The sequence below is a fragment of the Actinoplanes sp. NPDC051513 genome (genome assembly GCF_044454685.1).
Lineage (GTDB): Bacteria > Actinomycetota > Actinomycetes > Mycobacteriales > Micromonosporaceae > Actinoplanes.
In genome coordinates this window covers 78,573-98,505 of record NZ_JBITDW010000030.1, presented here as the reverse complement: position 1 = coordinate 98,505, position 19,933 = coordinate 78,573, and the positions used below count along the sequence as shown (strand labels likewise).

Annotated in this window: 19 protein-coding genes and 1 pseudogene; 6 read left to right on the top strand and 14 right to left on the bottom strand. The window is 69.9% G+C overall.

Features of this window, described 5'->3' with window-relative positions:
* Positions 1 to 7: 7 nt before the first annotated feature.
* The 6 genes from ACIA5D_RS45480 to ACIA5D_RS45455 all read right to left on the bottom strand — a co-directional run bounded on the left by ACIA5D_RS45480 (position 8) and on the right by ACIA5D_RS45455 (position 6,259).
* Positions 8 to 892 (bottom strand): SMP-30/gluconolactonase/LRE family protein, encoded by an 885-nt coding sequence (locus tag ACIA5D_RS45480; protein WP_396036905.1) that lies wholly within the window; start codon positions 890 to 892, stop codon positions 8 to 10.
* A gap of 29 nt (positions 893 to 921) precedes the next feature.
* Positions 922 to 1,659: an SDR family oxidoreductase gene (locus ACIA5D_RS45475; RefSeq protein WP_396036904.1), complete on the bottom strand. Its 738-nt coding sequence runs from the start codon at positions 1,657 to 1,659 to the stop codon at positions 922 to 924.
* Entirely contained in the window at positions 1,659 to 2,642 is a 984-nt protein-coding gene (locus ACIA5D_RS45470; RefSeq protein ID WP_396036903.1) for an ABC transporter permease, read from the bottom strand. Before ACIA5D_RS45470 ends, ACIA5D_RS45475 begins: the two co-directional genes overlap by 1 nt.
* Entirely contained in the window at positions 2,639 to 3,625 is a 987-nt protein-coding gene (locus ACIA5D_RS45465; protein ID WP_396036902.1) for an ABC transporter permease, read from the bottom strand. The genes ACIA5D_RS45470 and ACIA5D_RS45465 overlap by 4 nt, the downstream gene beginning before the upstream one ends.
* On the bottom strand, positions 3,622 to 5,151 hold the full coding sequence (locus ACIA5D_RS45460; RefSeq protein ID WP_396036901.1) for a sugar ABC transporter ATP-binding protein: 1,530 nt from the start codon (positions 5,149 to 5,151) through the stop codon (positions 3,622 to 3,624). The genes ACIA5D_RS45465 and ACIA5D_RS45460 overlap by 4 nt, the downstream gene beginning before the upstream one ends.
* Positions 5,152 to 5,236: 85 nt before the next feature.
* Entirely contained in the window at positions 5,237 to 6,259 is a 1,023-nt protein-coding gene (locus ACIA5D_RS45455) for a sugar ABC transporter substrate-binding protein (RefSeq protein WP_396036900.1), read from the bottom strand.
* A gap of 216 nt (positions 6,260 to 6,475) precedes the next feature.
* Between ACIA5D_RS45455 and ACIA5D_RS45450 the strand changes: the two genes are divergently transcribed.
* A complete protein-coding gene (locus ACIA5D_RS45450; RefSeq protein WP_396036898.1) occupies positions 6,476 to 7,189 on the top strand; it encodes a TetR/AcrR family transcriptional regulator in 714 nt (237 codons plus the stop codon).
* A gap of 13 nt (positions 7,190 to 7,202) precedes the next feature.
* On the opposite strand, the gene ACIA5D_RS45445 is transcribed toward ACIA5D_RS45450, so the two are convergent.
* The 3 genes and pseudogenes from ACIA5D_RS45445 to ACIA5D_RS45435 form a co-directional block, all read right to left on the bottom strand.
* Positions 7,203 to 7,568 carry a hypothetical protein gene (locus ACIA5D_RS45445; protein ID WP_396036897.1) on the bottom strand — a complete coding sequence of 122 codons (366 nt, stop codon included), beginning with the start codon at positions 7,566 to 7,568 and terminating at the stop codon, positions 7,203 to 7,205.
* A gap of 17 nt (positions 7,569 to 7,585) precedes the next feature.
* Positions 7,586 to 7,948, bottom strand: a pseudogene (locus ACIA5D_RS45440) (RICIN domain-containing protein); the annotation flags it as partial.
* Positions 7,949 to 8,058: 110 nt separating this feature from the next.
* Positions 8,059 to 10,479 carry a non-reducing end alpha-L-arabinofuranosidase family hydrolase gene (locus ACIA5D_RS45435; protein ID WP_396036896.1) on the bottom strand — a complete coding sequence of 807 codons (2,421 nt, stop codon included), beginning with the start codon at positions 10,477 to 10,479 and terminating at the stop codon, positions 8,059 to 8,061.
* 945 nt (positions 10,480 to 11,424) lie between these two features.
* Here ACIA5D_RS45435 and ACIA5D_RS45430 point away from each other — a divergent pair.
* Both ACIA5D_RS45430 and ACIA5D_RS45425 read left to right on the top strand, forming a co-directional pair.
* Complete coding sequence (locus tag ACIA5D_RS45430; RefSeq protein WP_396036895.1) at positions 11,425 to 12,594, top strand: SMP-30/gluconolactonase/LRE family protein; 1,170 nt, start codon at positions 11,425 to 11,427, stop codon at positions 12,592 to 12,594.
* A 24-nt stretch (positions 12,595 to 12,618) separates the two neighbouring features.
* Positions 12,619 to 14,298: a PQQ-dependent sugar dehydrogenase gene (locus ACIA5D_RS45425; RefSeq protein WP_396036894.1), complete on the top strand. Its 1,680-nt coding sequence runs from the start codon at positions 12,619 to 12,621 to the stop codon at positions 14,296 to 14,298.
* Between the two features lie 101 nt (positions 14,299 to 14,399).
* Here ACIA5D_RS45425 and ACIA5D_RS45420 read toward each other — a convergent pair whose 3' ends face one another.
* Entirely contained in the window at positions 14,400 to 15,056 is a 657-nt protein-coding gene (locus tag ACIA5D_RS45420; protein WP_396036893.1) for a TetR/AcrR family transcriptional regulator, read from the bottom strand.
* Between the two features lie 76 nt (positions 15,057 to 15,132).
* Between ACIA5D_RS45420 and ACIA5D_RS45415 the strand changes: the two genes are divergently transcribed.
* Together ACIA5D_RS45415 and ACIA5D_RS45410 are read left to right on the top strand one after the other, a co-directional pair.
* Entirely contained in the window at positions 15,133 to 16,176 is a 1,044-nt protein-coding gene (locus ACIA5D_RS45415; protein ID WP_396036892.1) for an alpha/beta fold hydrolase, read from the top strand.
* 357 nt (positions 16,177 to 16,533) lie between these two features.
* A complete protein-coding gene (locus ACIA5D_RS45410) occupies positions 16,534 to 16,845 on the top strand; it encodes a CGNR zinc finger domain-containing protein (protein ID WP_396036891.1) in 312 nt (103 codons plus the stop codon).
* Positions 16,846 to 16,902: 57 nt separating this feature from the next.
* On the opposite strand, the gene ACIA5D_RS45405 is transcribed toward ACIA5D_RS45410, so the two are convergent.
* From ACIA5D_RS45405 to ACIA5D_RS45390, 4 genes are all read right to left on the bottom strand, one after another.
* Entirely contained in the window at positions 16,903 to 17,337 is a 435-nt protein-coding gene (locus tag ACIA5D_RS45405; RefSeq protein ID WP_396036890.1) for an SRPBCC family protein, read from the bottom strand.
* Between the two features lie 14 nt (positions 17,338 to 17,351).
* Complete coding sequence (locus ACIA5D_RS45400; protein ID WP_396036889.1) at positions 17,352 to 18,104, bottom strand: TetR/AcrR family transcriptional regulator; 753 nt, start codon at positions 18,102 to 18,104, stop codon at positions 17,352 to 17,354.
* Positions 18,105 to 18,180: 76 nt separating this feature from the next.
* Positions 18,181 to 18,795, bottom strand: a complete 615-nt coding sequence (locus ACIA5D_RS45395; RefSeq protein WP_396036888.1) for a WHG domain-containing protein — start codon at positions 18,793 to 18,795, stop codon at positions 18,181 to 18,183.
* Complete coding sequence (locus ACIA5D_RS45390; RefSeq protein ID WP_396036887.1) at positions 18,795 to 19,499, bottom strand: hypothetical protein; 705 nt, start codon at positions 19,497 to 19,499, stop codon at positions 18,795 to 18,797. Before ACIA5D_RS45390 ends, ACIA5D_RS45395 begins: the two co-directional genes overlap by 1 nt.
* A gap of 183 nt (positions 19,500 to 19,682) precedes the next feature.
* Between ACIA5D_RS45390 and ACIA5D_RS45385 the strand changes: the two genes are divergently transcribed.
* Positions 19,683 to 19,922, top strand: coding sequence for a hypothetical protein (locus tag ACIA5D_RS45385; RefSeq protein ID WP_396036886.1), 240 nt, complete (start codon positions 19,683 to 19,685; stop codon positions 19,920 to 19,922).
* Positions 19,923 to 19,933: the final 11 nt, after the last annotated feature.

Here is a 19,933-nt window from a genome sequence, read left to right as displayed (position 1 = left end):
GCACCGGTCACGCCCCCGGGACGTCGACGCGGACGGCCAGCAGCCTGCCCTCGGTCGCGGCCTTGCGCGCCTGATCGTGGAAGTCCGGCGCGGCGCAGATGTAAAGGGTGCGCCCGTCGGCGCCGCCCAGGCCGCAGGCGTAGACGGGGGTACCCGGACGGATCTCATCGGTGATGGTGCCGCCCTCGATCACCCGCACGACACGCTCGCCGGTGGCGTCCGCGATCCACAATCCGCCCTCGGCGTCGAGACAGGCGCCGTCGCCGGCCACGGTGAGCGCCGGCAGCACGACCTCCAGGGACCGGTCGGCGGGCAGCGGGGCGAATTCCGCCCAGACGCGGCGGTTGATCAGCCGGCCGTCCTCGGTGAGATCGAACGCGCTGACCCGGTCGCCGAAGGTCTCCACGACGAGCAGGACGCCGTCGGGGGTGATCACGCTGCCGTTGGGGAACCAGAGATCGTCGGCGACCTGGGTCACGGTGCCGCCGAGGTCCACCCGGTGCAGCGAGGCCGGCTCGATCGGGGCGCCGGCCATCAGGTCGAAACCGAAGTTGCCGACGTACGCCCGGCCCTGCGCATCAACCGACATGTCGTTGGCGTGGCCGGTGGCGTACGACGACAGGTCGCCGTGCGTGACCAGGGCGCCGTCGGGTTCGCGGCGCAGCACCCGCCGGTCGGTCATCGAGACGATCAGCAGCCGGCCGTCGGGCAACCAGCCCAGGCCGGACGGCTGCCCCGGCACCTCGGCCTCGACGCGCAGGTCCGAGCCGTCCTCCTTGGCCGACGAGACGCGGTAGCCGTAGAAGTCGGAGAACCAGATGCGCCCGTCGTGCCAGCGAGGCGCCTCCAGGAAGTGCCCGTCGGCCACGACGGTGGCAGGCGTTTCGCTCATGTTGTCTCTCCTTCGAAAGCTGGGGGCGGTCACAGGGAGAGTCCTCCGTCGACGGGAAGGACGACGCCGGTGATGTAGGACGCCTCGTCGGAGGCGAGGAACGCGACCGCGCCCGCCATCTCGGACGTCTCGGCGAAGCGGCCCATGGGGATGGCGCCGGTCAGTTCGGCGAGCTTGCCGGGCGGCACCGAGGCGATCATCCGCGTCTGCGCGTTGGGCGAGATCGCGTTGACCGTCGTGCCGAACCGGGCCAGCTCCTTGGCGGTGCTCTTGGTGAACCCGATGATCCCGGCCTTCGCCATCGCATAGTTCGACTGGCCCGGATTGCCGTGCAGGCCGGTGTACGACGTCACGTTGATCACCCGGCCCGAGCCCTGGCGGCGGAAATGCGGTACGGCCGCCCGGGTGAACCGGAATGTGCCGCCCGCGTGCACCGCCATCACCGACTCGTAGTCGCCGTCGCTGAGCTTCCACACGACGCCGTCGCGCAGGATCCCGGCGTTGTTGACCAGCACGTCGATCCGGCCGGTCTCGGCCACCACCCGGGCCACGACGGCGTCGACCTGTGCGCTGTCGGTGACGTCGGCGGCCAGCCCCGCCGCCCCGGTCTCGCCCGCCGTCCGGGCCACCGCATCGGCCTCGACGTCGACGAGATAGACGGTCGCGCCGGCCGCGTGGAAGTGCTCGCCGATCGCCCGGCCGACACCGCGGGCGGCGCCGGTGACCAGCACGGTCCGCCCGGTGAAATCGAAGGTCAGGTTCGCCATCACGCCTCCACCGTGCGGGTCCGGGCACGCATCCGTTCGGCGTTTCGCCGTAATCCCGGCGAGTCCACCGCGACGACCACCGCGAGCAGCGCCGCGTAGAACAGCTGGGTCGAGTAGTCCGGCAGGTACGCCACGGCCACGATCTGGGCCAGCAGCGCCACCGAAACCGCCCCGGCCAGCAGCCCGGCCGGGGTGCCGCGGCCGCCGGCCAGCGACACGCCGCCGAGGAGCGCGGCGACCGCGGCGATGAGCAGCGGCTGGAGCCCAGGATCGGGATTGGCCGAGGCGAAGCTGAAGTTGAGCAGTGCTCCGCCCAGCGCCGCAAGCGTGCCGGACGTGGTGAAGAGCAGCACCAGGTTCCGCCCCACCCGGACGCCGGCGACCCGCGCCGCGCGGCGATCGCCGCCGATCGCCCGCAGTTCCGCCCCGAGCCGGGTGGCGCCCATGACCACGGCCGCGAGCGCGAACGCCCCGAGGGTGATCAGGCTGCGCGGCGAGAAGACGCCGGCCACGGTCTGGTCGACCCAGAGGATCGCGTCGCGGTTGGTGAAGGTGACACTGCGGCCGTCCGAGAGCGCGTATGTGCCGCCGAGCAGCGCGATGTAGGCGGCGAGCGTGACCGGCACCGACGGGATGCGCAGCCAGGCGATGAGGCCGCCCTGGACGGCCCCGATCGCGGCGCCGGCGGCGACGGCGGCCAGCAGGCCCAGTGCCGCCGACGACTGCCCCGCCTGCACGGCGATCATGCCGCCGATGGCGTACGTGCCGACCACGGACAGGTCGAACTCGCCGGCGATCATGGTGAGGCCGATGGCGAGCGCGAGCAGCCCGATCTGGGCGAGGCCCTGGAACGCGTTGTAGACGTCGAAGGTGGTGAGCGCAGCGCCGGTGAACAGCGGTGTGCTCGCGAAGGCGATCACGACCAGCAGCAGCGCCGCGGTCGGCACCAGGTGTTCCGGGCGCGGCCGGAGCCAGCCGTTCATCGCGGCCCTCGCGAGCTGCGGAGATGGACGAGCACGACGACGACGAGCACGAGGACTCCTTTCGCCAGGATCTGAACCCCGGTCGGGTAGCCGCGGATGAGGAGGATGTCGGCGATGACCGAGATGAGCACGGCGCCGCCGAGGGTCCGCAGCGCCGAGCCCTTGCCGCCGGCGATGGCGGTGCCCCCGACCAGGACCGCGGCGATCGCGTCGAGAGTGAGCGTGCCGCCGAGGTTGGTGGTGGCGCTGGTGTTGAACGCCGCCAGGAAGACGCCGCTGATCGCCAGGCACAGGCCGGAGAACGCCCAGGCCACCACCGTGACCCGGCCTACCGGCAGGCCCGCGGCCCGCGCTGCGGCCCGGTTCTCCCCGACCAGGTACATCTGCCGTCCCGCGGTCGTACGCCGCAGGATCCACTGGGCCAGCACGGTGAGCAGCAGCAGGACGTAGACGGCGAGCGGGAGTCCCAAAGGCGTCGCGTTGAGCACGTCGTAGTCGCCGGACGCGGCGTTCACTGGCGTCCCGCCGCTGAACCAGACCGCGCCGCCGCCGATCGCGAACCCGGCGGCGATCGTCAGCACGATCGGGTTGGCCTCCCAGTAGCCGACCCCGATGCCCTGGACGACGGTGATGGCGACGCCGCACAGCAGGGCGAGCAGCGTGGCCATGACAAGGCCTTGGCCCAGCGCCGCGAGGAAGACCATGGCGACGACCGTGGCGGTCTGCGAGGCCGCCAGCGAGACCGCCGACCCGGCGATCATCACGAGCGTCGCGCCCATCGCGGCGATGCCGACCAGAGCGGTCGACGCGAGGATGGCGCGCGCGTTGTCGAGGGTGAGGAAGCGGTCGGTCGTGACGGCGAGCGGCAGGAGCGCCACCACCAGGAGGCCGAGCGCCACGGTGAGCAGACCGGGCCGGGTATGCCGGCGCGGGGTGTCCGCGGTGGCCGGCCGCGGCGCGGTGAGTCCGTCGGTCGTCGTCATGCCGGGTCCTTCCACTCGGTCATGTCCCGCATCAGCACCGCGCCGTCCGCTCCGCCCTCGTACGTGTCGACCACGCGACCGTCGCGCATCGTGAGGATCACGTCGCCGAGTTCGAGCAGCTCCTCGAGCTCGGTGGAGGCGAAGACCACGACGAGGCCGGTGTCGGCGGCCTCGTGCAGCAGACGGTGGATCGCCGCCCGCCCGCCGATGTCGACGCCGCGGGTCGGCTCGTCCAGCAGCAGGACGTGGACGTCGTCGCGGCCCAGCGAGCGGCCGACGAAGACCTTCTGCTGGTTGCCGCCGCTGAGCGCGAGGACCGGATCGGCGAGCCGATCCTCCGGCAGGCCGGCGAGAGTGGCGAGCGACCGAGCGGTACGCCGTTCGCGCCCCGTACCCACGAGCCCGCCCGCGCCGAGCCGGTCGAGCCTGGTGGCCACGAGGTTCCCGGCGACCGATTTGTCGAGGAACAGTCCCTCGCCCTTGCGGTCGTTGGAGACGAACGCGATCCCGGACCGGGCCGCGCCGACCGGGTCGCGGAACGGGACGGCGCGGCCGCGCAGGTCGACGCTCCCCGTCGCCCGGGGGTGCAGGCCGGCGAGCGCCCGCAGCACGTCGGACGCCCCGCTGCCGAGCTGACCGGCCAGCGCATAGATCCAGCCGGCCCGCGCGGTGAACGTGAAGTCGTCGAGCCGGCCCGGCACGCGCAGGTGCTCGACCCGGAGCGCGTGGGTAAGGTCCGGGTCGGGCCGCCGGGTGGCCTCGAGCCGGTGCGGGGGCTCGCCGAGCATCGTCACGATCAGCCGCTCGACGGTGAGATCCGCGGCTGGGGTGGTCGCGACGTCGCGGCCGTCGCGCAGCACCGTGACCGTGTCGCAGAGCTCGAGCACCTCGGACAACCGGTGTGAGACGAAGACAACCGCGCATCCGCGTGCAGCGACCCGGCGTACCGCGGCGAAGACCCGCCGGCTTTCCGCGGCGCTGAGGGTGGCGGTCGGCTCGTCCAGGATGACCACCCGGGCCCGCTGGCTCAGCGCCTTCGCGATCTCGACGAGCTGGCGCTCTCCCATGCTCAGCGTCGCGACCGGCTGGTCCGGCCGGACCTGGTCGAGGCCCATGTCGTCGAGGACCTCGCGGCAGCGGCTCAACGCGGCCCGCCGCCGCTTGACCAGCGGCGCGTCGATGTCGCCGAGCGACATGTTCTCGAGCACGGTGAGCGCCGGAACCACGCTCAGCTCCTGGTCGACCAGGGCGACGCCGAGCCGCTGCGCGGCCTGGCGGTTGCGCAGGGCGACCGGCTTCCCGTCGAGCAGGATACGGCCGGCGTCGGGCGCGAGCTGCCCCGACAGCATCTTCACGACGGTGCTCTTCCCGGCCCCGTTGTGGCCGCACAAGGCGTGGATCTCGCCGACCCCGACCGTGAAGGAGACCTCCCGCACCGCCGGGACGCCGGCGAATCCACGCGCGAGCGCCTCGACGGTGACGAAGGGCTCCGAGCCTGCGACCGGCTCGTCGGCGGACGCAGTCATGCTGTGCCTACCTTCGGCATGCGCTCCCGGCCCTCGCCTGTGAGGCCGCCGGGCGGTACGGCTGGGTGCCGTTCGGTGCAGTCGCTCATGCCTGGCTGCACTGCTCCTCGAACTGCGAGACGGTCGCGGCCGTGACCCGGTCCTCCTTGACCAGCTCGCTCTGCGGTGGGTTCTCGCCGTTGAAGTAGCGCTTGACGTAGTCGGCGGTCTGCTTCGCGATCGTGATCGGGTCTTCGGTGGCGGTGCCATACATCTCGCCCGCCTTGATCGCCGTGATGCCGGCCTTGAAGCAGTTGCCGCCGGTCACGACGAGCCCGTCCTTGCCACCCACCTTGCAGCCCGCCTGTTTGGCCGCCTGCACGATCGGCAGCGCCATGTAATCGGCCATGCCGTACGCGGCCTGGATGCCGTCGCAGCCGTGCTTGGCGAACAGCTGCTGAGCGACCTTGCCGGACGCCGTCGGGTCCCAGTTGGTGTCCTGGTCCTCGATCACCTGGTACTGCGGCGCGGTCGCCATCACCTTGGCGAAACCCTTCATGCGGTCCTGGGTGACCAGCATCGACTTGGTGCCGGACAGCACGATCACCTTGCCGGATGCGCTCCCCTTCGCTTTCAGCCCCTCGATGATGTTCTCCGCCGCGAATTCACCGAGCTTCTCGTTGTCCGACAGCACCGACATGACGTCCTTCTCGACCGACGGGTCAGGCCGGCCGTCGACGATGAGCACCGGGACCCGGGCCTGCTTGGCCTTCTGGATCGGGACCGCCATCGCCGTGGTGTCCCACAGCGCGGAGACGATGAGGTCCGGCTTCTGCGAGACCGCCTGGTTGAAGTTCTGCACCTGGGAGCCCGCGTCCATGCTGGCAAGGTCGTTGACCTTGATGCCGGTCGAGGCGAGCTCCGCCTTGAAGGTCTTGTTGTACGCGGCGCCCCACGGGCTGGCGTCGCCGTACCCGACGAAGGCGATCGTCTTGCCCTGGGTCCCGCCGCCCCCGCCGGCGTCGGCGGCGGAGGAGCCGCCGGACGAACCGCCGCAGGCCGCGGTGGCCAGGATCAAGCCGAAGGCGCCGGTGACAAGACCGGCGCGGTGTGTTCGAGTCCGGAACATGGGATCTCCTCCGAGAGAGGGGGCGTCGAGGACGAAAGAGAGGCCGGCGATCGCCGCTGACTAAGCGCATAGTCACCTGATAGCGTGAGTGTGTCAACCGTCACATGTAGGTGGCGCGGTGGAAATGGGAGAGTCCGCACCGGGTGGTCTGGATTCGGCAGCACGTCCCGAACGTGTACGGTCGCCGGCATCGGCGAGGAAGGCGGCAGGCACCCGATGGCCAAGAGACAGGCCCGATTCACCACGCAGGACCTCGAGGGGCTTCCGGAGCTGGAGGACGACTCGCCGGCGCTCTGGGACGAGTCGTTGGGCGACGTGCCGCGGCGGCTGCTCACCTCCGCGGTGCGCTGCTTCGCGTCCAACGGCTTCCACGCGACGACCACCCGCGACATCTCCAGCGGGGTCGGGCTCAGCCCCGGCGCGCTCTATGTGCACTTCCCGTCGAAAGAGATCGTTCTCTTCGAGATCATTCGCACCGCCCACCAGCGTGTCCTGGCCTACCTCACCGAGCCGGCGGTGCTGACGATCGAGGACCCGGTGCGCCATCTCCAGGCGCTGGTGGCCCGATACACCGAGTGGCACGCCCGCAACCACGTCGCGGCCCGTGTCAGCCAGTACGAGCTGGCCGGCCTCTCCGCGGAACACTACGAAGAGATCCTGGAGACGCGGCACCGGACCAACGACGTCTTCCGGGCTGCGGTCGAACGCGGTGTCACGACCGGAAAATTTGCCGATGTCGATGTCAAGCGGGTGTCCCGGGCCATCCTCTCGCTCGGCATCGACCTGGTCCGGTGGTACCGCCGCGACGGCTCCGACTCGCCGGAACAGCTGGCGGAGTTCACTGCCCAGCTGGCGCTCAAGATGGCCATGACACCCGACCTCGACCTCGGTCCGGCCCCGCTGGGCACGCCGGCCACCTTCTCGGCGTGACCCGGCCACCGGCTCAGCCCGCAGCGGCGCGGCCTTGAGGCCGGCGAGCACCGAAGGGCGGACCCAGGTCGCCGGCGGTGCGAGCCGTGCTGCTCGGTACGCCGCTGCGACGATGGCGTTGTCGGGTTCGGCCCATACAACCTCGAAGAAGTTTGTCCTCTGTATCGGCGACGTACGCGGACCTGCCGGGAAAGAACTCCGCATCCGTCGGTTCCTTGGTGATCCGCCCTCCCGCAGCGCGGAACCGATCCGCCAGGCGATCAACCTCGGATGCATGACGCACAACGATGCCGATGGTGAACCGGATACCGCCGCGGCCGAGCTCATGGTCGCCGCGCCCATTGGCGGCGAGCTTCGTCGCGGAGAACAACGCCAGCACCGCTCCGATCCGCGAGGCTATTGCAGCGACCACTGCTGGTTGCCTTGGCCGCCGGCGACGCAGGCGTAGATCTGCAGTCCGGTCCCGTTACCGGTGCCTTGGCCGATGGCGTCGAGGCACTTGCCGGACGCGGTGTTGACCAGGTTGCCGTTGCCTTGCAACGTCCACTTCTGCGCGCCGCTGCCGTTGCAGGTCCACAGGTTCACGGCCGTGCCGTCACTGCCGGCGTTGAGACACTTACCGCTTTGCGGGTTGACGAGGGTGTTGTTGGTGTAGCTCCACGCCTGGTTCCACTGCCCGGTGCAGTCGTACAGCTGCAACCGGGCGCCGTCAGCGGTGTTGTAGCCGGAGATGTCCGCGCAGCGGCCACTGGCCGTGCCCTTGAGCGCACCGCCGCTCGGTGGCGGAGTGGTGACCGGCGGGAGGTGGCCGCTGCCACCAGACGGAGTTCGCCCGGTGGCAGCGGCTCAGCAGCCGGAGCAGGACACCGCTAGCGCTGCAGGGTGAGCAGGCCCGGACGCCACGGCAGGTTGTTGTAGTCGCCGCCGGCAGCGGGATCCTTGCCCTGGTAGAGCAACTGCAGGTTGCACGGGTCGACGGTCTTGGTCTGATCGGGGTTGTTGCGGACCAGATCACCGTGGCTGATGTCGTTGGTCCAGGTGGCGCCGCTGTTGGCCTTGCCCGCGAACGGGTTGCTCTCGGTGGCGGCCTGCGGAGTCCACGAACCGCTCAGGCTGGACGAGGTGAACGAGCGGAAGTAGCGACCCTGACTCCCGATCGCCTCGACGATCATCAGGTACTGGTTCTGGCCCTGGACCTTGTAGACCTCGACCGCTTCGAAGAGGTTGTTCGTCGAGTCGCTCATGATCGTCGTGTACGACGCCCCGAAGCTGCCCGGGAAGTTCCCGATCGGCATGCTCGCCCGGTAGATCTTGCCGTTGTCCCCGGCGAAGAACAGGTACATGTTCTGGTCGTCACCGATGAGGGTCTGGTCGATCACACCGTACGGAGCGTCGGCGATCGTCCCGGTGAACAGCGTCTGTACGCCGGACCAGCCGTTGGCGTTGGTCGGATCGGTGGAGGTCTTGTAGCTGAACGAGGTCGGACCCCACTGATAGGCCAGCACCCAGATGTTCTTCGGGGCGAAGTAGAGCAGCGTGGGCGCCACCGTGCCCTGGCTCATCCCGTTCTGGCCCGCCGAGGCCATGTCCGACCAGTTCGTGAACGGGGTGAAGTTCATCGAGCCGTACGAGCCGTTCGAGACGTTCGACGCGTAGACCAGGTGCTTGCCGTTGTAGACGACGTTGGTGAAGTCCTTCAGCGAGGTCCAACCGTTCTTCGGGTTGGCCAGCGAACCCGAAGAACTCCACCGGTACGACGACGGAAGCGTGCACGTGCTGCCGGTCGGCGTCGGTGTGGGCGAGGTGGTCGGTGTCGGCGAGGTGGTGCCGCCCCCGAGGGAGACGAGCTGGAACTGCTGGTTCGCCTGTCCGTGGCAGTCGTACAACTGGACCTGCTGACCGTTGCCCGTGCCCCAGACGTCGAGGCACCGCCCGGACTGCACGCCGGTGATGGTGCCATTGGAGTTGACGTTCCACTGCTGGTTTGTCTGCCCGTTGCAGCTGTATATCTGGATCGCCGCGGAGTTGCCGGAGCCGGCGGCGTCCAGGCACATGGTGCCGTACACCGTCAGTTGCTTGTTGGAGGTGTACGTCCATTGCTGGTTGGACTGGCGGTTGCAGTCGTACAGAGCAACCCGCGTGCCGTTGTTCTGCGAGGCGTTCGGCACGTCGATGCACCGACCCGACTGCGTACCCCTGATCTCGTTCGCGCCGCTCGGCGAGGTGGGCGTCGGACTGGTGGGTGTCGGCCCGGTGGGCGTGGGGCCGGTTGGTGTGGGTGTGGCGGCGTTGAGTGCGTTGAGGACCGAGGTGTAGGCGGCTTTCTTGTTGCCCGAGCCGTCGAACAGCAGCGGGCTCTCGCCGGAGCGCCAGGAGTCGCTGTCACGCACCCCCCACACGGTGATGCCCAGGCAGCGGGCCACGTTCATGCACGCTTGGGTCAGGCCGGCGTACTGGGAGGTGGAGGAGTTGGTGACGTCGACCTCGGTCAGCGCCACGTCCACGCCGGCGTTGGCGAAGTTGGTCAGCGTGGTCTGGAAGTTGCCGGGCAGCGAGCTGCCGCCGGTGAAGTGGGTCTGCAGGCCCACGCAGTCGATGGGTACGCCGCGGGACTTGAAGTCCCTGACCATGTTGAGCACGGCCACGGTCTTGGCGTACGTCGCGTTCTCGATGTTGTAGTCGTTGTAGCAGAGCTTGACCGACGGGTCGGCGTTGCGGGCGGTGCGGAACGCCACCTCGATCCAGTCGTTGCCGGTGTTCTGCAGGTTGGAGTTGCGGCGGCTGCCGTCCTCGTTGAAGGCCTCGTTGACGACGTCCCAGGCGGCGAGCTTGCCCTTGTAGTGGGCCATCACGCCGTTGATGTGATCGATCATCGCCTGGCGCAGGCTGCTGCCGCTGAGGCTCTGCATCCAGCCGGGTTGCTGGCCGTGCCACGCGAGGGTGTGGCCGCGGACCTTCATGCCGCGCTGGGTCGCCCAGTTGTAGATCTGGTCGCCGGAGCTGAAATTGAACTGGCCACGGTTGGGCTCGGTCGCGTCCGGCTTCATCTCGTTCTCGGCGGTCACCATGTTGAACTCGCGTCCGGCGATCGTGCTGTAGGTCGAGTCGCCGAGCCGGCCGGCCGCGATCGCGGTGCCGAAGTAGCGGCCCGACTGGGCCGCGGCGGCACCCAGCGTGCTGGCCGCCGCCTCCGCGGACGGGATGAGGACCGCCGTGCCGGCCGCCGCCAGCAGACCCGTCGCGGCGGCCAACACCAAACGGTACCGGCTGGATCTCTTCAAGCGATTCATGACACTCCTTGTGACCTCGTGCTCGGAGGGACGGTGGACGCCCTCTGCTGCACCTGCGCTCGCCCGCGGCCCAGGTGCGGCAAACACCGCCGGGTGGCGGCGCGGCTGTCTTCTCGATTTGTGGCGTGCCGGTTGCCGGCGTCGGCCGCGCGGGTGTGGCGCTCTCGAGGCGGTGACGGGCCGCCCTGTGCGCCGCCGCGGCGACCGCCTTCGCGAGGCTCCTGCGGGGGCGGGTGAGCCATCGGGTTTCGGGATTGACGCAGACCCGAATCTGCAATATTCCGAAACATTCCGGCAACTTTCGGCGAACGCTACCTCTGAAGCCAGCTACTGGTCAATGCCTCCGGAAGCGTTCAGGATCTTTCGACTCTGTATGGGCTTTGCTGGAAGCGGTGTCGCGGTCGCGCGATTAGGCCATCGACGCAGAGCGATGGTCTCGACGCTCATACATTGACCGATGTTACAGTCCGCGAAGGTCGCTTGGCCGGAAGTACCGGAGCCGCCTTGGAACTTTTAGATTAGGCAGCTGGGGGCCATCGCTGTTGCGCGCGAAGGCGGCTACACAACGTGTCCGTGGCCCACCGCTCTCACCGATCACTGGCCCAGCCGCGGTCGCGCCCGAGCAACAGGTAGAGCTCGGGGCTGAGCAGGCCGGACGGCAGATCGCCGCCTCTCCGACGGGCATGCTCACGCGCGCGCCCGGTTCGCCGGCCGGCATCTGCGCTGCGTTGCGCCGGACGACGTAACGCGGGTCGACGCCGTAGGACCACGCGCCTTATCGCCGGCGTTCAGCAGGATGCGCTTGTTACCGAAGACAACCACCGCATCGTCACGCGCGGACCGGCAAAGCTCGGGAATCCGCCAAGGATCGACGCCAACGACCAAGTGACACGCCCCGATGTAACACTTTTCCGGCTGTAAACTGACGGGATCTATTCACCGATGATGAAAAGTCATCTCGATCAGATTTCCACCTTGTCCGGCCGGCGCCGGCTCGACGGCTTGCCTCTGGGCGAGAACGCAGTGTCGGTCGACGAACATCGGGCGGGTGCGTTACTCTTCGAAGCTCGTCAATGTCTTTGCCCGAAGAGGATTCGCATGAATTCGCGGAGCGCACTGGTTACGGCGGGCTCAGTCGGCCTACTGCTCATGGCGAGCACGGCGGCGGCGAGGGTCGCGCAGGCCGACGACCTGCCCCCCGGCGCGCCTCCCGGCGTCTGCGCGGTCGATGCCGAGTATGGTCCACCGCTCTCCTCGGCGACGACCACCGCTGCCCGGCTCGTCGGCGGCCAAGCCTTTCTCGAAGGTCCCGTGTGGGTCGCCGATCACGGCTTTCTGCTGATGTCCGACATGGCCGCGGCCACCGGACCGCAGCGAGTACAGCCGTCGACAATTCTGCGCTATACCCCGGGTTCGGCAGTCGTAGAAACGGCGATCGCCGACTCCGGCAGTAACGGCCTGGCGCTTTCCCCGGACGGCCAGTCGATCGTCGCGGCTACTCACGACCAGCGCAGCATCTCCCGTTATCAGCTCGCCGACTCTTCCCGTACGGTCGTTGCCGCCGATTTCCTCGGTGCGGCGTTCAACTCGCCGAACGACGTGACGATCCGCTCCGACGGCGTCGTCTATTTCACCGATCCGGATTTCCAGCGCGGCGGCCGAGCCGACGCGATGAAGGGCCGAACGAGCGTGTTCCGGGTCTCCGGCGGAGCCGTATCGCTGGTCGACGACGGCCTGCGGGAACCGAACGGCATCGCGCTGTCCCCGGACGGCGGCACTCTCTACGTCGGCGCATACGGCGAGAACAAGATCTACAGCTATCCGGTACGGGCGGACGGCAGCACCGGCGCCCGAACGCCCTTCGCGTCCGTTGCCGGACCCGACGGGGTGACGATCGACTGCGCCGGCAACGTCTACTGGGCGTCCGGACGGGACGGCCTCGTCCACGTCTTCGCGCCGGAGGGTGCGGAACTCGGAACCGTCGCCTCCGGCGCCGGGACCACGAACGTCGCTTTCGGCGGCGACGACCGGCAGACCCTGTTCATCACTTCCGGGCGTACGGGCGACTCCGGGCTCTACAGCGTGCGTCTCGGCGTGCCCGGCTACCCGTACTGAAAATTGTTGTCGGAGGGTACGCACATGCTGTCACGACGCGCTGTCCTTGCCCTGTTCGCCGCTTGCGCGGTGCTGGCCGGTGTAACGGCGGCCGATGACCCGTCGGCGCGGGCGGCCGCGGCCGATACCCAGCCGCCGACCGTACCGACCGGCCTGGATGCCAGTGACGTCGGTTGCGCCGCCGTGACGTTGAGTTGGTCGGCGGCAACCGACGACACCGGCGTCGCGTTCTACGACCTCTACCACGACGGCCAGGCGATCGGTTCCACCACCGCGGAGGTACGCACGACCACGCTGGGCATGGTCGCCGGCGCGCGGTGGGGCTTCTACGTCAACGCCCGTGACGCCGCCGGCAACGTCTCGCAAGCCAGCAACACGGTGTGGGTCACCGCGCCCTTCTGTTCGCAGGACACCACCGCACCCACCGTCCCGGCCGGTCTCACCGGCCGGGCCGTCGGCACCGCGGTCACCCTGAATTGGGCCACCGCCACCGACGACGTAGCCGTCACGGGTTACGACGTGTTGCGCGACGGCACCAAGGTCGGCGTCCTGGCCGGCTCGGCCGCCGGCCCGCCGGACACCACCTTCACCGACGTCGGACTGACCGTCGACACCGATTACGCGTACGCGGTAGTCGCGCGCGACGCGCAGGGCAACACCTCGCAACCGAGCGACTCGGTACAGGTACGCACCGGAAGTTCGTGTGCTGCCGTGTGCGGCATCACCCAGGTGACCACCGAGCGTGACCTGCCATGGGGTCTGGTGCAGCTGCCGGACGGGACTGTCCTCTATGGGCAGCGCGACCTGTTCTCCATCCAGGCGATGGCACCGGACGGCACGAACAAGCACAGCATCGGGAAAGTGCCGGACGCGGCGGGCACCGACGGCGAGGGCGGGGTGCTCGGGCTGGCCGTCTCGCCGACCTTCGCCACCGATCACTGGGTGTACGTGTACCACACGACGGCAACGGACAACCGCATCGTCCGCTTCGAGTACGACGGCACGCTGCGAACCGAGACCCGGGAGATTCTCGTGACCGGGATCCCGCGCAACAAGTACCACAACGGCGGCCGCCTGCGGTTCGGCCCGGACGGCAAACTCTACGCGGCCGCCGGCGACGGTCAGGATCCCGACCAGGCGCAGGACCTCACCAGCCTTGGCGGAAAGGTGCTGCGGCTCAACCCGGACGGCAGCGTCCCGGAGGACAACCCGTTCCCCGGCAGCTTCGTCTGGAGCTACGGGCACCGCAACCCGCAGGGCATTGCCTTCGACTCCCAGGGCCGGCTGTGGGAACAGGAGTTCGGCAACAACGTGATGGACGAGACCAACCTCGTCGTCAAGGGCGGTAACTACGGCTGGCCGGCCTGCGAAGGCACGATCGGCGACGCCTGCGTCGCCCCGGGCTTCGTCGCGCCCGTTCAGACCTATCCCGTCGCGTCGGCCTCCTGCAGCGGCATGGCAATCGTGCATGACGTTCTCTACATCGCCTGCCTGCGCGGCACCCGGCTGTACCGCGCGGTGATCGACGGCGATCGGCTGACCGGCATCCAGCAGTACTACGTCGGCGCCTACGGCCGCCTGCGCACCGTCGAGCCGACGATCGACGGCAACCTGTGGCTGACCACCAGCACCCGAGGAGACAAGGACAGCGTTCCACAGAACAGCAACGAGAGAATCTTCGAGCTGACCCTGGGCGAGGGCTGACCCTGGGCGAGGGCTGATCCGGCGGGGGAAGCTCATCGCCGAGCCGGCAGGCCACACCGACGGTAGGTCCGTCGTGCCGGGCCGGCGTCGCGTGCCGGGTCTCAGTCCAGGCTGTCGGCGATGAAGGTGAGGGTGAGCTGCTCGAGCCGGCGCCGGAAGGCGTTGGGGCCGTCGCGCAGGGGTCCCTGTCCGGTGAGCACCGCCAGCCCGTGCACCGCCGACCAGATCGGGTATTCGATGCCGTCCCGGCGCTCCCGATCGAGGACACCGGCGTCGACGAGTTCGTCCAGCACGGACCGGAGCTGGCCCAGCGGCGTGCTGTCCCGCCCCGTTTCGTCGTCCGGAGCGGCGTAAGCGTGTTGCTGCGGCACCGCGAATGCGGTGGCGAACAGCCCCGGTTCCTGGCGAGCGAAGTCCAGGTACGCGGTGCCGATCGCGCCCAGGCGGCGGCGGGCGGCTATGGCGTTGCCGTGGGCGCCACCGACCCGGGCGACGCCGGCGGCCATGCGGTCGGTGAGCCGGCGCATGGCGGCCGCGCAGACCGCGGCCAGCAGCTCGTCACGGTCGGCGAAGTGCCGGTAGGCGGCGTTGGGCACGACGCCGACCTGCCGGGTCGCCTCGCGCAGCGAAACGGCGTCCGGCCCTCCGGTACGGGCCAGCTCGAGCCCCGCGGCCACCAGGCCGTCGCGGACCGCGCCGCGCGGACGGCGCCGCCGCGGCGCCTGCTGCGGCTCCCCCGGCGGTCGGCTGGTTGTCACGATCACAGGATAGCAAGTGGACGGCGTCCACTTTCCGCATTACAGTGGACAGCGTCCACTAAATGAGGGGTGTCCGATGAGCAGAAGCAGCACGGCCGACCGGCCGCAGCGAGACCGAGCGCCGGTGACGGCCGAGGAATGGTTCGCCGGCGGGCAACGGATCCCGTACGACCCGGGTTGCGCGAGGGTGCTCACCGAGGAGGAGGCCGCGGCGAAACCGGGCACTCTCCGGGTCTTCCAGCGCGTGATTCCGGCCGAACGGAGCCCGCAGGCAGGGTGGGTCACGCTGCTGCCCGGCTTCCCGGATGGCTCGTACGGGTGGGCCCAGGTGGACCGGATGCTCGGCGACGACCCGGGCCCGCGGCTGTACGTGGAGCCGGTCGGGCAGGGCGACTCGGACAAGCCCGGCGACTATCCCTACTCCACGATGGAGCGCGCGGACCTGGTCGAGGCGTTGTGGCGGCACCACGATGTGCGCCGCACCGTCGTCGTCACCTTCGACTACACGTCGCTGGCCCTGCTCGAGCTGCTTCGCCGCCGGCTGGAGCGGGCCGCCTCCGGCGACCCTCCCGTCCCGGAGGTCACGGCTGTCCTCCTGGTGAACGGCGGCCTGTTCGCCGACGCGCACACCCACCCCTGGCTGGGCACTCCCCTGCTGCGTACCCGGCTGGGCGCCTTGGGAATGCGGCGTGCGCAGCGCTCGCCGCGCCAGTTGGACGGCGCGATGAAACGGGCACGCATGTACTCCCGCACCTACCGCCCCAGCCCGGAGCAACTGGCCGGGCTGCGCTCGGCGATCACCCGCCGGGAGGGGGCGGCGTTCCTCCACAACGCCGCCGGATTCGTCGGCGAGCACCGCCGCAACGCCGAACGCTGGGATCTCGCCGCCATCGCCCGCGACCTGGACGGCGCGGTCGCCCTCTACGTCGCCGGCAGCGACGAGGACCCCTACGAGCACCGGCAGATCGCGGCCACCCGCGAGCGCGTACCCGACGCCGAGGTGCTGACCTTCCCCGGCGGCCACCTCACCACCAGCGAACACCCCGACCTGCTCGCCGCCGCGATCCGGGACATCGCCGCGCGCCACGGCGCGGGCGGCCCCGGCGCCGCGCACCGATGACCTGAACCACCAAACCGAAGGGGACCGACATGACCAGGATGACCCCCTTGCTCGTACGCAACGAGCAGTTCGCCCGTACGTACACCGCGGCGGCACTCGGCGTGCCCGCGACGCCGCTGCTGGTCGTCACCTGCCTCGACCACCGGGTCGATCCCGCCGCCGTCCTCGGGCTCCGGCTCGGCGACGCGCCCGTCATCCGCAACGCAGGGGGACGCGTCTCCTCCCCGGGCGTGATCATGGTTCTTTCGCGGGGGTGGATGCCGCGGGACGGTCAGGCCGCTTCGTGTCGGCCCGGCCGCGAGGCGAGGACGACAGGGCCGGTGTCGCCGGGCGGGTTGACCTGCTCGAGCCTGCGACGTGGCTGGTCCGGGGAGTGGAGGGTCAGCCGCAGGCCCACGGCCGCGACGATCAGACCGGCGACAGTGGTGGCTCCGTGCTCTTCGGTTGGCCCCGCCCGCCGAGGTGTCCGTCGCCCTGGCTTGGCTGGCCCGCCAGGCGGCCGCAGACCTCACCGGCCCGACCCGGCAACGGCTTCACGCCTGCGGCGACGACGCCTGCTCCGGGATCTTCATCGACCATACCGGCCGACGGCGCTGGTGCTCGGACGAACGCTGCGGCGTCCGCGCCCGCGTGCGTGCGCAACGCGCCCGAGCCCGGGCAGCGGATTAGCCCGAGGCCCGGCCGGGCACGGTCGAGAGGGTCGTCGATCCGGCCGGCCGGCCGTGGTCAGGCCCGCCGTTCTTCGAGGAGCTGCTTGAGAACGCCGAGGTTGGCCGCCACCGCCGACTTGATGCCGGAGGCTGCCAAGGGGGCGACGAGCCGCATCGGACCCGAGGGCTGCAGTTTCATGGTGTTGGTGAGCACGGTGCCGCTCCCGGCCGGGACGAGCAGATAGGTGACCTCGGAGTGGAAGGGTCCGAGAGCACCCCGGATCGAGAGTCTGTGGTCGCGCTCGAACTCGGTGACTTCGAAGGTCTCCTCGCTTCGAGCGGGAAGTGTCCGGGTCTGCCGGAAGCGTGAGCCGACACCGACCGCGCCATCGGAGATCTTCCGGGTGTCGCTGATCGCGTAGTTCCACCGCGGCACGTTCTCGAAGTCGGCGAGGAATCCGAACACCTCGGCGAGCTCACGGTCGATCGTGATCGTGTTGGTGAACTTCATGGGAGCCGTTCTCCTCACTGTGCGATGTTTCCAGCAGGTCGTGCAGGCGCCCGCGGGCCGGGCCGGACCGGGCCGCCGTCCGGTCGATGACCCGCAGAGGCGCGGGTGCGCAGCGATTCCACGAGCAGACCGAGCCCGTACTCGAACTGGTCGGCGGACGCCGCCGAGGCCAGGTCCCGGCGCAACGCGTGCAGATGCGGGTAGTCGGCCGGGTCGAGCGCGTCGATGGCGCTGTTCCACGAGGACACGTAGGCCTCTTCCGGCTGCTGGTGGACCCGCGGCAACTCCCACATGACGGAGCCGAAGACGTAGGTGAACAGGCTGTAGAACGCGCGCACCGCGTCGCCGGGGGCGAAGCCGGCGCGGATCAGAACGCCGTGAACGGTCTCGAGTTGAGCGAAGACCTGTCCGACCGTCAGCCCGTGGTCGGCGAGGATGCGCCCGAGCGCGGGATGGGCGATCGCCGCCTCCCGGAGTGCTCGCAGGTAGCCGACGACGCGGCCCTCCCAGTCATCGACGGCGCCGTCCGGTACTTCGATCTGTCCCATGACCCGTTCGGCAACCGCGTCGACGAGGTCGCGTTTGTCACTGACGTGGCGATAGAGCGACATCGTTCCGACCCCGAGGTGCCGGGCGACATTCGGCATCGTCACCGCCTCGAGACCCGCTTCGTCGATCAGCTCCAACGCCGCCTTGACGATCACCGCCCGAGACAGCGTGTTGCGCGGCGCCCGCTTCGGCGCGCCGCCTGAACCTTCCGCCGGCATCCTGCCTCCCATTTTGCGTATGACGTACGCTATCACTAGCGTACGTCATACGCTACTGGATCGGAAATTCGAGCCTTCACGAGTCGGTGAACAACGAGCTGGTGCGGTTCTTCGCCTGAGGATCACCGCTCGCCTGCCGGCGTAGCGAGGCGTCCAGGCCGTCGACCATCCGGGCGAAGGTCACGTCGACCGACTGCGGCAGGCCGAAGCCGCCGGCGGCCTCCAGGCTGACGAAGCCGTGCAGGGCGACCCGCAGGATTCGGATGGCGTGGATCCGGTCATCGCCCTGGATCCCGTAGCCGGCGACGACGGCGTCCAGAACGGCGACGGCCGCGGCGCCGACGGCCAGGTGCTCGTCGTCGTCCGGAGCGGGCGCGCGCACACTGGCCGCGCACCGCGCCGGGTACGCGTGGGCGTACTCCCGGTAGGCCCCGGCGATCGCCTCCAGCGCCGTACGCCCGGAGCGCCCCACCGCGGCCCGGGTCAGCGCGCCGGTCAGCTCGCGCACGCCGAGCACCGCCAGGTCGCGGCGCAGCCCGTCCAGGCTGTCGATGTGCTTGTACAGGCTGGGCAGGGACACGCCGAGCCGCTTGGCGACGGTGGCCAGGGTCAGCCGGTCAAGGCCCTGCTCGTCGGCGACGACCGCGGCCTCGGCGACCACGCGGGCCCGGGTCAGACCCGCACGGGGCATCAGCGCGCCCCGGTGCGCGTCCGGCGGCTCACGGCCAGGCAGGCCGCGGTGACGAAGACCAGCAGGAGCGGAAGCGACACGTACGCGGCCATGCTCAGGGTGTCGGACAGCAGCAGGAATCCCAGGCCGGAGACGGCGATGGCGACGGCCAGGGCCAGACCCAGGAACCCGATCCAGCGGGGAAGCCGGCCGCGCCGGGCCAGGTTCCATCCGAGAACCGCGACCGCCGCCAGCAGCAGCATCTTCACGCCGTCCGCGCGGTTGACGACCTGCGTCAGGGCGAGCGCCGCGCCGGCTCGCTCGTGCGGGACCGCCCACCCGGTCAGCGCGACGCCCAATCCGCACTGAGCCACCGAAATGGCCGCCGCGACCAGGCCGGCGCCGGTGAACCAGCGGCCGGCGCGCCCGCCACCCGCCCGGCCCACGGCGACGACCGCCACGGCCAGCAGCAGGCCGGCGACGCCTTCGGTGAGCAGGAACTGGACGAGCGCCGCGCCGGTGTGCCCGGCGTAGCTGGACAGGATCTCGGCACCGGTGGAGTGCACGGTGGTGCCGGACGAGGCGATGCTCAAACCCACGATCCACGTCGCCGGATACGCGACGGCGGCGGTGACCGCCGCGATGGTGAGGTAACGCGCGGAACGGCGGGCGCGCGGAGCTTCCGCGCCGGCGGTGGACGGTGTGACGGCGGTAGTGGCGCTCACGGCACTCCCCTAGCTAGTGTCATTAACTTAATGGTTAATGCTACTAGCTTACCTCGGTGCGGCGGCGGTCGTCACCCGCAGGGGCGGCATGAACGGCGGCGAGCTGGGTACCAAAGCCGGTCAGCACAGCAGGTCCTGCGAGCACGTCTTGCGAGCATCTCTTTCAAGCTGGAGGACAGGGTCATGGCGACTACGGAGGCGCTTCCCGAACTGGTCGACAAGCTCTATGCCGCGCAGGAACGGATCGACCGAGACGAGATCTACCGCCGGGCGGTCGCCGCGGAGTTGCCGCCCGACGACATTGCCGTGCTCGAGCGGTTGCCCGAGGGCGAGTACGCCGAGGACGAGCTGAACGAAGCCATCGCCCAGATCGCCAAGCCCGGCGCCTCCCCCCTGAGCATTGACGAGGAACCCACCGACTGACGCGCGCCTGT

Bases quoted from the DNA above. Each gene is read 5' to 3' on its own strand.
- ACIA5D_RS45480 (WP_396036905.1), bottom strand. From the start codon at position 892: ATGAGCGAAACGCCTGCCACCGTCGTGGCCGACGGGCACTTCCTGGAG.
- ACIA5D_RS45475 (WP_396036904.1), bottom strand. From the start codon at position 1,659: ATGGCGAACCTGACCTTCGATTTCACCGGGCGGACCGTGCTGGTCACC.
- ACIA5D_RS45470 (WP_396036903.1), bottom strand. From the start codon at position 2,642: ATGAACGGCTGGCTCCGGCCGCGCCCGGAACACCTGGTGCCGACCGCG.
- ACIA5D_RS45465 (WP_396036902.1), bottom strand. From the start codon at position 3,625: ATGACGACGACCGACGGACTCACCGCGCCGCGGCCGGCCACCGCGGAC.
- ACIA5D_RS45460 (WP_396036901.1), bottom strand. From the start codon at position 5,151: ATGACTGCGTCCGCCGACGAGCCGGTCGCAGGCTCGGAGCCCTTCGTC.
- ACIA5D_RS45455 (WP_396036900.1), bottom strand. From the start codon at position 6,259: ATGTTCCGGACTCGAACACACCGCGCCGGTCTTGTCACCGGCGCCTTC.
- ACIA5D_RS45450 (WP_396036898.1), top strand. From the start codon at position 6,476: ATGGCCAAGAGACAGGCCCGATTCACCACGCAGGACCTCGAGGGGCTT.
- ACIA5D_RS45435 (WP_396036896.1), bottom strand. From the start codon at position 10,479: ATGAATCGCTTGAAGAGATCCAGCCGGTACCGTTTGGTGTTGGCCGCC.
- ACIA5D_RS45430 (WP_396036895.1), top strand. From the start codon at position 11,425: ATGAAAAGTCATCTCGATCAGATTTCCACCTTGTCCGGCCGGCGCCGG.
- ACIA5D_RS45425 (WP_396036894.1), top strand. From the start codon at position 12,619: ATGCTGTCACGACGCGCTGTCCTTGCCCTGTTCGCCGCTTGCGCGGTG.
- ACIA5D_RS45415 (WP_396036892.1), top strand. From the start codon at position 15,133: ATGAGCAGAAGCAGCACGGCCGACCGGCCGCAGCGAGACCGAGCGCCG.
- ACIA5D_RS45405 (WP_396036890.1), bottom strand. From the start codon at position 17,337: ATGAAGTTCACCAACACGATCACGATCGACCGTGAGCTCGCCGAGGTG.
- ACIA5D_RS45400 (WP_396036889.1), bottom strand. From the start codon at position 18,104: ATGCCGGCGGAAGGTTCAGGCGGCGCGCCGAAGCGGGCGCCGCGCAAC.
- ACIA5D_RS45395 (WP_396036888.1), bottom strand. From the start codon at position 18,795: ATGCCCCGTGCGGGTCTGACCCGGGCCCGCGTGGTCGCCGAGGCCGCG.
- ACIA5D_RS45385 (WP_396036886.1), top strand. From the start codon at position 19,683: ATGGCGACTACGGAGGCGCTTCCCGAACTGGTCGACAAGCTCTATGCC.